This window comes from Bradyrhizobium sp. 23AC, from assembly GCF_054863025.1.
Genome location: NZ_JAVAYN010000001.1, coordinates 685,867 through 700,434, shown reverse-complemented (window position 1 = coordinate 700,434; position 14,568 = coordinate 685,867). Strand labels below are relative to the sequence as shown.

The 14,568-nt window shown below is 57.3% G+C and carries 23 protein-coding genes; 15 read left to right on the top strand and 8 right to left on the bottom strand.

The features are described 5' to 3' along the window. Nucleotides 1–918: 918 nt before the first annotated feature. From RAD10_RS03260 to RAD10_RS03245, 4 genes are all read right to left on the bottom strand, one after another. On the bottom strand, nt 919–1,158 hold the full coding sequence (locus tag RAD10_RS03260) for a hypothetical protein (protein ID WP_461616311.1): 240 nt from the start codon (nt 1,156–1,158) through the stop codon (nt 919–921). A gap of 500 nt (nt 1,159–1,658) precedes the next feature. Continuing rightward, nucleotides 1,659–1,871 (bottom strand): cold-shock protein, encoded by a 213-nt coding sequence (locus RAD10_RS03255; RefSeq protein ID WP_461616310.1) that lies wholly within the window; start codon nt 1,869–1,871, stop codon nt 1,659–1,661. Nucleotides 1,872–2,706: 835 nt separating this feature from the next. After that, nucleotides 2,707–2,874, bottom strand: coding sequence for a hypothetical protein (locus RAD10_RS03250; protein ID WP_254137897.1), 168 nt, complete (start codon nt 2,872–2,874; stop codon nt 2,707–2,709). 74 nt (nt 2,875–2,948) lie between these two features. Then, nucleotides 2,949–3,191, bottom strand: a complete 243-nt coding sequence (locus tag RAD10_RS03245) for a hypothetical protein (RefSeq protein WP_461616309.1) — start codon at nt 3,189–3,191, stop codon at nt 2,949–2,951. A 395-nt stretch (nt 3,192–3,586) separates the two neighbouring features. On the opposite strand from RAD10_RS03245, the gene RAD10_RS03240 reads away from it, so the two are divergent. From RAD10_RS03240 to RAD10_RS03190, 11 genes are all read left to right on the top strand, one after another. After that, nucleotides 3,587–3,832 (top strand): hypothetical protein, encoded by a 246-nt coding sequence (locus RAD10_RS03240; protein WP_461616308.1) that lies wholly within the window; start codon nt 3,587–3,589, stop codon nt 3,830–3,832. Between the two features lie 220 nt (nt 3,833–4,052). After that, complete coding sequence (locus RAD10_RS03235; protein ID WP_461616307.1) at nt 4,053–4,235, top strand: hypothetical protein; 183 nt, start codon at nt 4,053–4,055, stop codon at nt 4,233–4,235. Further along, entirely contained in the window at nt 4,236–5,273 is a 1,038-nt protein-coding gene (locus RAD10_RS03230; RefSeq protein ID WP_461616306.1) for a hypothetical protein, read from the top strand. Between the two features lie 12 nt (nt 5,274–5,285). Then, complete coding sequence (locus tag RAD10_RS03225; protein WP_461616305.1) at nt 5,286–5,492, top strand: hypothetical protein; 207 nt, start codon at nt 5,286–5,288, stop codon at nt 5,490–5,492. Beyond that, nucleotides 5,479–5,925, top strand: a complete 447-nt coding sequence (locus RAD10_RS03220) for a DUF5681 domain-containing protein (RefSeq protein ID WP_461616304.1) — start codon at nt 5,479–5,481, stop codon at nt 5,923–5,925. Before RAD10_RS03225 ends, RAD10_RS03220 begins: the two co-directional genes overlap by 14 nt. Continuing rightward, on the top strand, nt 5,922–6,131 hold the full coding sequence (locus RAD10_RS03215) for a hypothetical protein (protein WP_461616303.1): 210 nt from the start codon (nt 5,922–5,924) through the stop codon (nt 6,129–6,131). Before RAD10_RS03220 ends, RAD10_RS03215 begins: the two co-directional genes overlap by 4 nt. Next, on the top strand, nt 6,128–6,520 hold the full coding sequence (locus RAD10_RS03210) for a hypothetical protein (protein ID WP_461616302.1): 393 nt from the start codon (nt 6,128–6,130) through the stop codon (nt 6,518–6,520). Before RAD10_RS03215 ends, RAD10_RS03210 begins: the two co-directional genes overlap by 4 nt. Before the next feature lie 411 nt (nt 6,521–6,931). Beyond that, the gene (locus RAD10_RS03205) at nt 6,932–7,228 is read left to right on the top strand and encodes a hypothetical protein (RefSeq protein WP_461616301.1); all 297 of its coding nucleotides are present in this window, start codon (nt 6,932–6,934) and stop codon (nt 7,226–7,228) included. Nucleotides 7,229–7,639: 411 nt separating this feature from the next. Continuing rightward, nucleotides 7,640–7,885, top strand: coding sequence for a hypothetical protein (locus RAD10_RS03200; RefSeq protein ID WP_461616300.1), 246 nt, complete (start codon nt 7,640–7,642; stop codon nt 7,883–7,885). Between the two features lie 219 nt (nt 7,886–8,104). Further along, entirely contained in the window at nt 8,105–8,458 is a 354-nt protein-coding gene (locus RAD10_RS03195) for a hypothetical protein (RefSeq protein WP_461616299.1), read from the top strand. A gap of 87 nt (nt 8,459–8,545) precedes the next feature. Beyond that, nucleotides 8,546–9,112, top strand: a complete 567-nt coding sequence (locus RAD10_RS03190; RefSeq protein WP_370142424.1) for a hypothetical protein — start codon at nt 8,546–8,548, stop codon at nt 9,110–9,112. On the opposite strand, the gene RAD10_RS03185 is transcribed toward RAD10_RS03190, so the two are convergent. The 4 genes from RAD10_RS03185 to RAD10_RS03170 all read right to left on the bottom strand — a co-directional run bounded on the left by RAD10_RS03185 (nt 9,072) and on the right by RAD10_RS03170 (nt 12,044). Then, nucleotides 9,072–9,518, bottom strand: coding sequence for a hypothetical protein (locus RAD10_RS03185; RefSeq protein ID WP_461616298.1), 447 nt, complete (start codon nt 9,516–9,518; stop codon nt 9,072–9,074). The genes RAD10_RS03190 and RAD10_RS03185 overlap by 41 nt on opposite strands. A 280-nt stretch (nt 9,519–9,798) precedes the next feature. Beyond that, nucleotides 9,799–10,758, bottom strand: a complete 960-nt coding sequence (locus RAD10_RS03180) for a DUF4238 domain-containing protein (RefSeq protein WP_461616297.1) — start codon at nt 10,756–10,758, stop codon at nt 9,799–9,801. A 314-nt stretch (nt 10,759–11,072) separates the two neighbouring features. Further along, nucleotides 11,073–11,543, bottom strand: coding sequence for a thermonuclease family protein (locus RAD10_RS03175; protein WP_461616296.1), 471 nt, complete (start codon nt 11,541–11,543; stop codon nt 11,073–11,075). Between the two features lie 264 nt (nt 11,544–11,807). After that, nucleotides 11,808–12,044 carry a helix-turn-helix domain-containing protein gene (locus tag RAD10_RS03170; RefSeq protein ID WP_461616577.1) on the bottom strand — a complete coding sequence of 79 codons (237 nt, stop codon included), beginning with the start codon at nt 12,042–12,044 and terminating at the stop codon, nt 11,808–11,810. Between the two features lie 73 nt (nt 12,045–12,117). Here RAD10_RS03170 and RAD10_RS03165 point away from each other — a divergent pair, with 73 nt between their 5' ends. The 4 genes from RAD10_RS03165 (at nt 12,118) to RAD10_RS03150 (ending at nt 14,223) form a co-directional block, all read left to right on the top strand. After that, nucleotides 12,118–12,471 (top strand): hypothetical protein, encoded by a 354-nt coding sequence (locus RAD10_RS03165; RefSeq protein WP_461616295.1) that lies wholly within the window; start codon nt 12,118–12,120, stop codon nt 12,469–12,471. Between the two features lie 12 nt (nt 12,472–12,483). Then, complete coding sequence (locus RAD10_RS03160; protein ID WP_461616294.1) at nt 12,484–13,089, top strand: hypothetical protein; 606 nt, start codon at nt 12,484–12,486, stop codon at nt 13,087–13,089. Between the two features lie 238 nt (nt 13,090–13,327). After that, complete coding sequence (locus RAD10_RS03155; protein ID WP_461616293.1) at nt 13,328–13,828, top strand: hypothetical protein; 501 nt, start codon at nt 13,328–13,330, stop codon at nt 13,826–13,828. An 86-nt stretch (nt 13,829–13,914) separates the two neighbouring features. After that, complete coding sequence (locus tag RAD10_RS03150; protein WP_461616292.1) at nt 13,915–14,223, top strand: hypothetical protein; 309 nt, start codon at nt 13,915–13,917, stop codon at nt 14,221–14,223. Nucleotides 14,224–14,568: the final 345 nt, after the last annotated feature.

Genomic DNA, 14,568 nt, shown 5'->3' with positions numbered 1-14,568 from the left:
TTCTGGGGACCACTCAAGCTCGGAAGTTACTCAGTATTTTGAACGGTTCGGCCTGCCTGCGCCAAAATCTTCCGCAAGCCGGGGCGGAGCGGACCTACGCAGGCAGATCCGCGAGGACCGCTTGTGACCCTCAGCAAACCTGGCCCCGATCGTTTGGCTCTCTCCGCGTTCAAAGTTCGGTGCTAAGACCGTCCTGTTTCCCAGCGCGATGCCGTAGCGGGTCATGTAGGTTCCTAAAGCGCCCGACCAGAAGATGGGTGGCGATTCGCATACCACTCTCTCGTAAGCGGCCATCGCCTCTTATATTGTTTGGGGGAGCTAGGAGGAAATATGTCAGAACGGCGAGAGCTCTATCGGAGCCCGAATGGCGACGCATGGTTCATCGCTCGCGAACCGGCAAGCGGACATGCTTTCATCATCCACCAGCCCAATGCGCCCTCTGGTGGCCGCCTATCTCACATCGAGTTGGGTGAGTTCTTGCGCCACGGAAGTGGGCCCGAACAGCAAGCATTGTTGCGATTGATCGGAACGCTGGTCGAGGTACCGCCTTTTGCGTAACACGGCTCGCGCTCTCAGGAAATTTTCGCGATCGATCAACCGCTGGACGTCACAGGAGGTACGAAAGCTGATCTTCCGTAACGACGCGCTCGATCTTCTCGGACTTGCACTTGATGCGGTACCTTACCCGTCCATCGGACTCGATGGGCATTTGCTGTACGATGGTGTAAATCGCGGGCTGTTCAGTTCCGGCCCGTCCTTGTGGGACTTGGGGTTGATGGCGAACGTCTTCATTGAGCTTATACGCATAGGACATGTGTATACCTCACGGTTGGGGCGGCTCCAGCGGGGCTGGAATGCATCCTGTTGCTTCCGGATCCTGACGCGCTCGCGTACGGACCATTTTGCCTTGGCGGTTCGTTAATCCTCGAGTATGGATTTTGTAGCGTCGAATATCTGTTCCGCTGTGCCCTTGATTGTACCCTTCGCCCACGCCTGAAACACGGCGACGTAGGCGCTCCTGTAAGCCTCTTCATCCGCAGAAAAGTAGACTTCGTCTGTAGCGGTATCCAAGACGAGCGCTCCTATATCGATGCAGATTTCCTCGACTAAGACCAGCCGCTCTTCCTGCTCGGCCAGATGCCGCTTTACAATGCTCATTTGATCTCCTGCTTTGCTCTTAACCTACCACGTTTGTCCAATTGCACGGCCGCCCAATGCACCCACGAATGGTTTCTTGAAGAGTTTGAACAGGTCGCATCGGTCGAGCCAGCGAACATAAACGGGAAAGGCATCCCTGGCAGCGGGGGGTAACTCCCGCAGTCCGCATGCACCGCTCGTGGTTTAGCTCTTCGAACAGCCTTTGCTGTCTCTCGCCAGGGATCGAACTACGTGTCAGCGGTCCAGCGATCTGAGGCTGCCGCTAGTACCAACGTCACGCTTGAGTTGGCTTGGCGAACGCAGTCCAGACAAAATTGGCGGCTCTTCTCTCGGTAACTACGTGTGATAATTTTGACGCGAAGCCACTGACGAGCTTACTTGGGTATCGCTTTGACTGGATTCCGTCAAAAACCCCGCTCCCAATGATTTGGGAACGGGGCATGACCACAAGCTCTGCCAGTACATCCGTGGCGAGAGCGACAGGTCTGTCGTGCTCTTACTTAAGCAGCAGCACGAAGATTTTCAGCGGCGGACTTGCCCGTACGACGGTCTGCGACGACGTCATAAGACAGCGTCTGACCTTCGCTGAGAGTATCCATACCGGCGCGTTCGACCGCGCTGATATGAACAAAAACGTCGCTGCTGCCGTTTGACGGCTGGATAAAGCCGAAGCCCTTTTGGCTGTTAAACCACTTCACTGTGCCTGTGTTCATCAGGTCGTCCCTTTCGTATACGCGCAGGATCCGGCACGCGGAGTTGCGGCCAGCGTTCCGGTTAGTCGATGTTGGAGAATGTCTGAAACGTGCGCGCCGTCAGGAGCTGAGGCGAAAGCGGAACAGTTGTTCGGCCAGTATCGATATTCGAAACAATACACCAGCAGTTGAGAGACTTCAATAAGAAAGCCACCGGTGCTTCTCATCACGGGTGGTGGTTTGTTCCGAACCTGGTGATTGATTGGGAACGACCGTCTGCAAAAAGGACCAGGCGTCGGCCGGGCTGGCGGCTCGAAATGATCCCGCGCCCTTCACTTTTTGCGCACTTTCCTGCATAGTTCGGCATGGCAAAAGTAAAAGTGAGTTTCAAACCAGTCCGTAACTCTGAAGGAGACTGGGCTATCATCGCCGAATACCCAGGCGCAGAACCCCGGCAAATCACGGGCTTCGCAAGCAAGACCGAAATTGACGATTGGATGAATGGAGAGCGTCGGATCGCGTGGCTCCGATCCCAGGGTTACGCGAAGTGACTTGATGACTCCTTCTTCCAACTATCTTTGCAGGGCGATACGGCCCTGATCAATGAGTGCAAGGATCTAGTAATGACCGAACGGAAACGCTCCGCCCAGCAGCAGGTAGCCGACGAGGCGGACCGCAAAGCGCAAAACCCAAACGGAGCGCGGCAAACGATTGCGGACAGTCAGGCCGATCCAGAGTTCCAAGAAAACCACAGACGTCTCAGAGCGGAGCGGTTAGCGCGAGAGGTCGAGGACAAGGCCGGCAGGTGATGCGTCTTGAAGGTCCATTCAGGGATGTTCTTCCCCTTGGTGCTCGATCAGCGTTTATCCGCCGTTTGTCTGTCGGCTTTCTTCTCGAGCTCATCGATTCTGTCGAGTGCGCTGCTTAAGAGCTCGCCCAACACCAGCAGTGTTGAGTAGAGCTGTTGCGACATACCGGGTGTTGCCGCATGTATCACTCGCTTTATTTCCTCTCGCATTGCCATGGTTGTTCTCGCAGTGCCTTCGTGATCGGAGCTAAGACAGACTCGCGGCCCTGGAACTCAGGTGCAAGTCGATGTTATTTGCGGCGATCCTGCTCAATCCGGTTGGCAGCCGCGAGCTTTCCCTCAATGTACTGCTTTAGATCACCGACCTCTTTCTCGATGGCCTCTCGCGTGATGTTTTGATTCTTGGCCCCGTCAACGAGGCGCTCAACCAATACATCCACGCTTTGTGAAGCGCCGGGTGTCCCGTATTGCTCCGCAGCGTGAACGCTATTCTGGACCCAAAAATCAATGTACTCGCGCGTCTTCGTTAGCATGTGAAGTCTCTGCTAGTACCCAATTGAGCTTCACTGTGGAAAGTAACCACATGCAGAGTTGGGAGCAAGGCGGACACCCTACACAGCTGTTCCAGGCTATTCCCAGCCTCAGCGGCCTAGTTCGATTTTCGCAGTGGCCTGCTTCGCCTTTTGGGCGCATAAATGGGCATGCTCGATTCTCATAACCGATCCTGTCGGTGTGGCGCGGTCTATAGCCGAACCGAGGCGATGGCCCCGAGTCGGCAGATCGCCAGCTTCGAGTGCTCGGTCTGCGGCGCGACCATAGAATCTTGGAACACCGCTTGGGTGCCCACCTATAGGTTGATTGCCGGCCCCGTCCGACTGCCCCCAACTAACAACTAGCAACTAGGGACACGCTGCGGCATTAGCCGGTGATGGCAGAGTCGTTCGGCAATTCGTTCACTCTCGTTGAGGTGACCTCAGACGACGCGGCGCGGCCGACGAGGCAGATGTGGTTAGCCTTGGCCAAGCCCAATCAGGCGTTGACGCTGGTCCTAGCGGCTCTCCCTGAAGGCTGGACGGCGGAAGTTGTACCAGCGGTTCTCACTGAGAAGCAGCAAAGGATGTTCGAGGAACTCAAGCTCGAACCCGGCGACGTTTACAGGATCGATGCGGAGTAAGACCGCCCAGAAGGACGGCGTCTTTCTCGCGGGCGACGTCTGACATTGGGCCCTTCGGCGACATCATGGCAGCCGCGAGATACGTTAAGTTAATGACCGGACCACTACAACCGCAAAGTTCGCAGCCTCCACTAAGCGCGCGATACCCGCAGCCTTGAAATGGCGTCGCTGATACATCCCTCGTACTGAAAGTCTCATGCAGCCTGCATGAGGAAGAGAGATGGACGTTTCCTTTAAGTTCGAGCATTTGGTGCAATTTCGTGCGCCGGCTGGTCTGTCGGAAGCGATCGACGCCGCGGCCCGGCGAAAGTGCCAATCGAAATCCGAATACCTTCGCCAATCCGTGCTCGTACGGCTGGAAGCGGACGGCGTAGATCCGCAGCAATTCGCTGGAGCGGCCTGAATGGCGCGCTTCTTCTTCAAAGCAACCTCGGCGGCGTTATCGTGTTTCGCTATTCTGATGGGGTCGGCTTTTGCCGCCGGCACGATCCCACTCTCGATGACGCAGCAGTTCGATGCGCTGGGGAAACCCCTGAGCGGCGGGCGGCTCTTCTTGATCCAGGCCGGCACGGTCGGGGCCCCGCAAAATTGCTTCCAAGATTCCGGGCTCACAATCCCTTGGCCTAACCCGATTACATTGGATTCCGCCGGCCGGGTCCCACAGCTGTTCTGCGCTGATGGGTCAATCAAAGTCAGACTGACGGACAAAAATGGCGTTCAGCAGCTCGTCGCCGACAACGTGTTGGTCATCGGGCCTTCCTCGGGCGGAGGTGGTGGAGGCAGCGTCGATCAAACCAGCCTACTGCAAACAGGCCAGATCATCGACATGTACGCGACTGGCATCGTGTCTGGATTCGTTCGCTGCAATGGCAGAACCATTGGCGCTTCAACATCGGGTGCGACCGAACGCGCTAATACCGATACGCAAGCCCTGTTCAACTTCCTTTGGCAGCAGGATCCAAATCTTGCGGTCTCGGGTGGGCGTGGAGCGAGTTCGGCCGCAGACTTCGCTGCGAACAAAACGCTGACGTTGCCCGATTGCCGAGCGCGTGTGCGCGCTGGACTTGGCGATATGGGCAATCTCGATAGTGGCCGGCTGACGGCAACTTACTTCGGTGCCAACCCGGGCACACTAGGCGCAGCTGGCGGCGCTGAAAACCAGACGCTGACCATCGCCCAAATGCCTTCGCACTTTCATTCGGCCAGCATTTACGATCCAGGCCATACGCATGGTCACAACATTACTGGCGTCAGTTCGAGCACAACGGGCGGCGGCAGCTTCACCATCTCTGGCTACGGTACTGCAACAATCAGCGCTGCGGTGACAGGAGTACGTGTGAACAGCTCCAACGGCCTGGACACTACCTACAGCACTGGTGGCGGCGGCGCTCATCCTATCGTCCAGCCTACTCTCTTGGTCACCGCTTACATTCGGCTATAAGAGGAGCCTCGAATGATCGTAATCACCGCTAACGAAAAAGACGGCCAGAAATTCGTCGTTTGCTTCCAGGGTAAAACAATGGAGGGCGACAAGCTCGTTTGGGTCGATAAGGAAGTGAACCTCGAAAGTAGCCAATCTCAGGCTTATGGCATCGATGAGAATTTCAGATTGATCGTCGAAGCTCCTGCATCAGAGCCGCCCATTAATGCCGGGAACTGAAAAAACAGCTGAGAAACAGCGGGGGCGGCCTTTTCAAAAGGGGCAGTCCGGAAACCCCAGCGGTCGTCCAAAGGGCGCTCGCAATGTCACCACGTTGGCAATGGAAGCCCTCTTGGATGGGCAGGCCGAGGCCTTAACACAGAAGGCAATCGACCTAGCCCTTACAGGCGACATGGGCGCCCTCCGATTGTGCCTTGATCGCATCATGCCGGCGCGGAAGGATCGTCCCGTCAGTTTTGAACTTCCATCGATCAACAGCGCCCAGGATGCGGCCAACGTCTCGTCTGCTGTCCTTGCCGCGGTCGCATCTGGCGACCTCACACCCTCCGATGCCGGCGAGATCAGTAAACTGATTGATACATGGGTGAAGGCTTTCGAGACCGCCGAACTCGCTGAGCGGCTGGAGAGGTTAGAAAGAATGACGCATCAATGAGCCTCAAAACCCGCCTTGCGAAGCTCGAGCACCACCAAAAGCCGAAGGGCGGCTATGTCGTACGCATCGGCCGGCCGCCGACACCGGATGAAGTAGCGTCGATCATGCGGGCGAGGGCAGAAGGACGACGGCACGCGATCCTGCCGCACCACTGCGACACCGTTGACGAATGGCTTGCCCGATACGGTCGGGAGACGTTGCAATGACAGGGCGTGGTCTGGAATCCCGCATCGTCAAGCTGGAAAGCCTCCGAACCCGGCCGAACGAAATGCTAGTGGTGTGGCGTCGACCAGATGGCGACGTGTTCGAAACAATGAAGGGCGTTACGTTCGCCCATGGCGATAAGGTGATCTGCGCGGAATGGTTCGAGGACAGCCCCTTGCCAGAACCCCGCTGGCACAGCGACCGGTTCAGCCAGGCTATGACGGCCGTCGAATACGAACAGATCAACCGGACTATAGACCGCCTTGCCGAGGGTCCGGAGGCGGATCGCACCGGGAGGGGCTTTTCACCCTTCCAGTCTTTTACAGAGGCGCGCATGAAGGAAATGAGCGACGCCGAATTGATCCACGCTCTGCTCGGAGTGCCGACATGAAGACTAGCCTTGCCCGCCGGCTGGAACTGTTGGAGGCCCGCCAAGGCCGCGGCGTGAGGCGCATGCATTTTATCACCGCGACCGACCAGGCCGACGCAGATAGGCAAATGGCTGAGCTTGTCGCAGCCGGCAAGGTGCAAGCCCGTGACGGCTTCCTATGTCTCACTGGTAAAGTGATGCACCGATGAACGGCATCGAAGCGCGCATTGTCAGCCTGGAGGAACGCGCAACCAGCAAAAGCCGGCCGCAACTGTCTAGTGCGCGGCGGAAGGAATTGACCGATCGAGCTGTGCTCCACGGGGACCAAGGGGCGCTGCGAGAGCTTGACCGCTGCCGGAGCATTGAGCGGCGGCCCACGGGGAGTGCAGAGCAGCGGGCAGCGGCCATTGACGCCGCCATGAGGGCCGATCGATGACCCTGAAATCTCGTGTGGTTCGTCTTGAGAGCGTGCTGCAGGCGGCGGCTTTTCCCAGTGTCGTGTTCTCATCGGTTTATTTGGAAACGGAGCCGACGCTAGACGAATTGAAAGCCTTGATCGCAGAGGGCAAAGCCGAGATCGGCGCCGGGAGCCATTGCATCTATCATCACGGCGATGAACGCGAGCTGACTTGCGAGGAGTGGATGGCACAATTTGCGCCTATGCAGCGAGTCGCGGCCTTTTCGCTACGCCGTTACTGCCTTGATGATTTTCCCAACGAACTCGCCTGAGGACACGCCTCCTTTAGATAGGCCGCCACAACCTCTGCCATTCCCAAGGCGTGCAGGGCGGGCCTACCGGCGGCGTAGTTCATGACGTTTATCGTCAGTTGTCCCGCTTTCATGCGAAGTGTTCTTCCGAGACATATGTTGATACTCGGCGTTTGAGCCAAAGCATCGACCACACCGGCAATATACATGCTCTGGTCGGCTGGAGGCGAAGACGCGATATCAGAGTACTTGAAATATTGTGCATTCGCTGACGACGACAATAGCACCAAGATCAATGGGAGGCCTTTCACCAACGGGGTCTCCTTGCGCTCCTGGGCGCAGCCAAAGCCACCGCCCTTCAAAAGTAGGTATTGGACGAATGGTAAACTTCGTGGTTGTATATCGTAGAACGAGAGAGCACGGGAGGGGGAAATGACTAAGTGGATCTTGGCGGCCAGTATACTGACGCTCACCAACAGCGCCTCGTATGCCCAATATCTCGGGACAGGTTCGAACCCGAGCAGCCACAGCGTCTCAGGCCACACGCGCAGCAATGGGACGTATGTGCAGCCCTATACCGCCACAAACCCGAATAGCACCCAACGCGACAATTACGGCACCAGTGGCAACTACAATCCGAACAACGGGACCTTCGGCACCCGCACGCCACGGTACTGAGGGACGCTCCGATGGCAAAATCAACGCGCAACACAGGCAAGCCCTGGACCGCTCAGGATGTGAAGCAGCTTAAGCAGCTTGCGAAGGAAAATACTCCGACGCGGGTGATCGGCCTTAAGCTTGGGCGCACTGAAGCTGCCGTGTACGGCAAGGCCTCCTCTGAGGGAGTGTCCCTGAGTCCTACAAACCAGAGCCCGTACAACCGGCGAAAGGACTGAGATGCCTGCCTATCGCCTGGCGCTTGCCGCCGCGGCAATATATTCAATTGGTGCAGGCAGTCAGATATTGGCGCAGGATGCGGCAACCGTCGCCCGGCTTACAGACGTCAGCCAACGCTACAACGAATGCGCCTATTCGTCGGCTATCAGTCAATTGAAGTCCCTAAACGGCGACATCAACCGAGCGGCGGAACAAGGCTTTGCGTCTTGCAGCTTAGAGCGTGACCTGCTGGTCTCGTCCATGAAGGAGGTAGGCGTTCCACCTCCGTTGATCGATCGCACGATTCTCGAAAAGCAAACTGGCATCAAGCGCGAGTTGCGAAAAATGGTCGAAGAAGTCCTTTTGAAGAACTAGAGGGCCGCCCATGAACAAGTTCATCCGGATCGCCTCGACCTTAGTCTGTGAGACCCATAGTCTTCTCCTACTTGGATACGCACGAGCATGCCCGATCAACCGCAAGAGCCGCCCTTTGAGCAGGTCAAATGGGCTCATGAGCAGCAGATCGAGGAGCGTAAATGGTCGCATGAGCTGAAGCGGGATGACGCTAAACGAGCTCACGACGCCAATCAGGATTTCAGGACTGAGATAAATAAAGAGACCGTTTCGGCATCGAACCTCACGCTCCGCACGCTCGTGCTCATAAACGGCGGTGCTGCAATTGGGGTGCTCACCTTCCTTGGCGGGGTAGCGTCAAAAACTTCCGTTGACTTCGCCCGGGTCGGCGATGTCGCTTCAACGATCAAGTGGTTTGCGTTCGGCGTCGCCTTGGCAGTTGCTGGGATGGCGCTTGCCTATCTGACGCACTATGCCAATGGGGAGAACGCTAGTTCGATGATGCGTACCTGGGAGCATCCCTACGTTATAGACACCCCGAAATCGAGAATTTGGCGCCGCGTAAATCTCATTCTTCACGCCGCTGCAATCTTGGCTGCAATCACTTCTTTGGTCCTGTTCCTCGTTGGAATGTTCAGCACGAGTGATGCAGTAACTCATATGTTTCTGAAGTAAGCCTCGACAGCACCACGACAAGGTAACGCGCCAAATCCTTTCCCGAGGCATTCTTAGCCGCATCGAGATTATCCAGCGCGACTTGTGCATCGTCGTGAAACTGGAGGGCGCGAAAGTATCGGCGGTTGGCCACCGCGTTGTAACGGGCGGAATTGCGCTGATCTAGGGCCTTTTGGGCTTCCGAGCGAATGTAGGCCGCCTCGTCGGGAGGAACCATTTCCACAAAATCCCGCAGGGCCACGACATTTTTGCGGATCGCCTCGACGCGCTGCGAGGTATGAGTCTGATCTCGGCATTTAGGATCCCCGATCATCTGCGCAAAACCGGCTTCACAGCTCAGGCAGAGTACGCCCGTGACGGCAAGCAGCCGGTAAATGATCAGGGTGACTCCAGAGCTGCGTAACATCGCCATTTTCCTTAGTCTTTCACTTCACCGGCAACGTCACAAAGCCGCCGGGCGCTTCTTCGTTAACTGCTCGTTAGACCGACATCCACTTCCTTATAGTATGAGCATTGCCTGGCATCCGTCTGGATGTCTTCAAAGCCTGTTTGAGGTCTCACCCTGAGAGACGACACCTGTCGGGAACAAACCCCGCAGGTGAAGCCTTGCGCTCCGCTTTCCCTTGCTCCGTCGTGAGCCTGGTGGACGCCGCTCCTAAAATGAAGGTACGATTCGTATGCGAGCGCTAGTCAACCTCGAATGGAAATAGGGGGCGCGACTCTTGCGCAACCCCAAAAAAGCGTTCGATCAACGGTTGGTTTTCTGACGCGGATCTAGTGTACGCGAAACGCCTCGCTTGGCTAACGACCTTCTTGTTTACCTCCCCGACAACCCTCGTTTGATCGGCCAACATTAGTCTCTGAAACACATGATCGGTGTTGGCAGCAACGAAGAGCTTTCTTGGGCTGATAGGAAGAGAAATAAAGCCGTCAGGGTCCTTTATTCTCCAATAGTGAGCCGGTCGATCGGATGTAAGAAACTCGTGCCTTGATTTTGGCAGGTCGAAAACCTTCCACTTCATGCCGTTGATATGCGTGCCGACCTCGACGACCTCAATGGCCCGCATGATCATGTTGATTGTGATCTTGTGCACAATGTTCGGATCGCGGCGCTTCAAGAACGCGTCAAAACTCTCTGGATCGCCGGGCTTTCGCAGCCTCTCGTATTCAACCTGAGACGGAGGATAGCTCCGTCCCCATAGCCGCGGGATTGCGCGCCGAAGCTCTTCCATGGCGTCTGGGTGTCGAACCTTTAAGCTGAGGAGGAAGCGAGACCATCCGCTTCGGGCTTCGGCGGTCCAAGGGGAAGGATCTCGCATCAGAAATCGATGAAGCGCCTTTGCTCCCTCGTCGTCGACGATCTGAAAGAATTTGCTCTCTAGGTGCTGATCGAAGCCTTCGGGCCCCAACTCAGGAAATGCATAAAGATCACGTTGAAAGCCAGTCGCTATGGCACTGACCAGCTTCCGAACTATTCGATCACCGTAAACCTTCTTATGCTCATAGAGCTGCCCCACACCGTCGTGCCACTGTCGAAGGTAGAAGACCGGAATGAAATGATGGTTTCTTGGCAGTCCCACCTCTGTTGCCGACCTTTCCATAACGACGAGGTCGGTCTTCGCCTCCCTGCGCTTCCGGACATTCAAGCCGGCTCTTTGGCCTGTCCATTTGGGGAGATGAACGAACGGATGCTTGCATTTATGGACGCTGACGGGCGTCGCGATGCACCCACATTGGATAAGGCGACACGCGATGAAATCTATTACCGGCTTCCTGTTGCGAAGGCCGTGGTCGTGAGCCTACTGCAATGCGTGATTAGTGTGCTCTGACCTACTTTTCTTGGCATCACAGAATCTGCGTGTGAAAGCGCGAGCACACTGGCATCAAGCGCGAGTACCATCAGATCTACGTCACTCAAGGGGACATTGACACTGGGTTGCGGACGTTCGAGCAATTCGGGTTAGTGCTGCGCGTCCGCGTCGTCGGAGCACGCGGACGGCCTGCCGCCGTTTTTCACACAGACTCGGTACTTCCACGGTTCGACGAAACTGCCGGCCCACATGCCACGGTTGGCCTTCTTTGCTCCGCGCTGGGCGTCCTCATACTTGCCTTTTGAGTACAGCGGCCAGTCGAGCGCATGGCCATTAGTGACCAACCGATGCCCAATGTCAGGTCCCGGCATCCCGAGCTGGCACGTTGCCACGGTCCGGCCGAATTGATCTCTATCAACGGGGGTGCATTGGACGGGCCTCTTGATGGCCCATAAAAGTCCGGCCAGTGCCGTCGCGGCGGCGCGTCCGCACTGATAGAGGTTACTGTCGTCGTTCCTGCAAAGCTGGGTGCTCTCGGGAGCGTCGATCCCCCAAAGCCTGACGCGGGTACCGTGGATCTCGATCGTATCGCCATCAATCACGCTGGCTTGCCCGACCAAGTCGTCTGCACGGACCGGAAGAGCCGGTAGAACGGAAATAGCCAGCGCGAGCCCGAAAATTCGATTTATTTTGATTTTTGAGATGATTTTCTGGCCTATGAAAACAGGGGCATCGGACTTTTCGGCACGAAAAAATTCGCCCTTTTATGGGATGTGCAAGTTCGAACGATTTTCCCATCCGCACGGGCTGCAAAAGGCTCTTTTGGCGCTCGCAAGTAGGCGGGCTGGGGCCCCAAGAGGGGTGGGGTACTTTCGAATAAAGAATCACCGCTTCCGCTTCTTCATCCTCACGCCGGCACCACCACCATTCTCGGGAATGAACTCGACGCCCGCTCTTTCGAGAGCTTTGGCTATCGCATCTATGGTCTCGTCTGCGACCCTGATCGGACCGCCGGCTTCTGCGCGTTTCAATGTCGGCACCGATACGCCCGCAGCTTCAGCGACCTCGGGCTGAGATAGGCCGGTCAGGGCACGCGCCGCTCTAAGTTGAGAAAAATCCACCAAGCCTATTGATCCTTTTAGATCATCGTGTATGATCCTTTTGTATCAAGACTGATTTCTGAAAGCAACCCAGATGAGCAAGAACACTCTCCCGGTGAACGGCGGAGCTATGCCCGCACCCTTCCTCGCCGATCAGCAGACCGCGCAGTTCAACCTCAACTCGGCCATGGCCCGCCGTGAAGCTTTGGTTAGCAGCAAGCCGCGCTCTTCGGCCAACGCGCGCCGCTCCAAGCTCATGACCGAGGCCCATGCCCGAGCGAAGTCGGACTATGCCGACGAACTCGCATGCCGCGGGCGCGCCCACCACGTCAATCGTCCCTACAGCTATTACCTCGGCCTCCAGATGCGCAGCGGCTTCGCTGAGGCCCGCGTTGCGCGCTCTGGCATGGCACCGGCCTTCGAACTCCTGGCGCAGCGTTGGGCATAGGGGGAGGCGCACATGCTGGCACCATCCAACAAAGCCGCTCTCGTCAAGGTCCCAGCCCGTCACCTTTTGCGGGGTGATGTCACCGGCTCTGGAGAAGTTGTGCTTAGCGTCAGCGTTGGCGCCAAGACGCCGCGCGGCATGGTCGACGTTCTCTTGCAGAAGGGCGAGCGAAAGCGCGCTGCCATTTGGAACGCGCGGACGATCATCGGCGTGCGCCGTGGCGGTCAGGCTCCAGTCGAAGTCGCGGCGCCCGAGGCGGAAATTCCGCTCTCGGATCGGTTGCCCACGTTCCATGAACTCGCCTCGTTTGACGCCGCCAAGGCATGGGGCAGCTTGTCACCTGAACAGCAACGCGAAATTGGCGTGCTCGCTCTTCGCTTCGGTACGATTGGCCAGTGCGAGGGCTATTTCCATGAGACCATTGAAGGCGCCCGTAACGGTTTCTCCTCAAGCCATCGGGCGCCCCGAGTTCAGGCAACGGCGGTTTGGCCGCGCCTGCACATCGATCTGATCGAAAGCGCAGCACAGGCGGCATTCGAAGCTCTCTGTGAGCACTTCGATCCTCTGTGGCCCCAGCTGTTCGGCTGGCAAGCGAGGAAGGAGGTGAAGCAGCCGTAGGCTTGCCTGTCGCAGACCGAGCACGGGCGGTGCCCGGTCAATCTATCAATCCCAAGATTACGAGAACAACATGAGCAACGCGGTAGCTAATGGCGCCATAGGCGCCGGACTATTTTCAACGTCTTCCCGGAAACAGGAAAGCGGGCCAAGCGCATGTCAGGTCGGACAAGCGAGGCCAGAACTAACTGCCTGCTCAGACATTCCTGAGCCCAGGGCACAGCTCAGCAGGAGGTCAGTCATGAACATGTTAGTCGGCGCCGCTCTCGCAGGGAAGGCAATCCCGCAGGAAACCATCGCAGCCGAGCCGATGGTAGATCCCATATTCGCAGCCATTGAGGCGCACAAAGCCGCGCGAGCAACGTGGATCGGTTGGGTCGACCGCCACATGGCTCTTGAGGCGGAGTTGCCCAAGGACAAGCGCAAGTCTAGCGTCAACGTCTGGGACAATGAAATTGTATCGAGCGATGACCCACGATGGATTGAAGCCGAGCGCGAACTGAGCCGCGCCTCAGATGCCGAAGAAGAGGCCGCGTGCGACCTTGTGAATGTCCGGCCAACCACAATGGCTGGCCTGCTGGCCCTCCTCAATCATGCGCTGGTTTACGATACCGATGGCCAGGGCTGGCCGCAGGACTTGTTCAGCGATGACGGCAAACGGACGCGCTCGTGGCAGACGTTTCTCCTCGAGAACATCACCGTTGCCCTGACGATGGGGCTCGATGAGCCTTCTTTCTCGTAAGCGGGTCGCGCGTCCAAGCTGGCGGCCCCAGCGGACCTCAAGCCGAACTTTCAATTGCCAGGAATCAAATGAACGGGAGTGCGACCATGAACATGATGCTGAAGAGCGTAGATTTGGCCAGCTCAACGCCGATAGCCGAGGATCGACGCCGGCCGATCAGCCCGCTCGATCTCGAGAACGACCTCTCAGAAATCGCGCAAATGGCGCGCATTGCGTCCCTGACGGTGTTCGAAGTCGTCGGAGATACGGAATTTAGCCGCAGCGGTGAGGACGGCCAAGTATTCGAGGTCATCCAACACGACCTAACTCCGGATGGTGTTGCGCGGGCCCTGTTCGCCGTTGAGCACGTAGTTGATATGATCAGGGCTCTCCAAAAGAAGCTCAATCTCGACTGACACGGTCCTTTCGGGGGCAAGGGCCCGCCGGTTCACCCCGGCGGGCCCCGGTCGGTTTCAGCGCGCGGCTTGTCCGCAGGCGAAGAAGCGAGCGAACGTAGCACTTGTTCAGCTTGCTCCTTGGTCAAAGTGGCTGCCCAGGCGGTCCCTATCAGTGCTGGGCCCTTGCGTTCTCGATCGTAGACCATCCAACCCTTGCCTCCCCTTCGAACGAAGAATCGGCTGGGCGACGGTATTTCGTCAGGCAATTGAAGTTGCTCCCGATGTGCTCTGCACCTAAGGAGCGTATCAACTTCATTCGCGCGTGTCGGGAAAATATTGCAACGCAACCAAGATCCCCGGTCA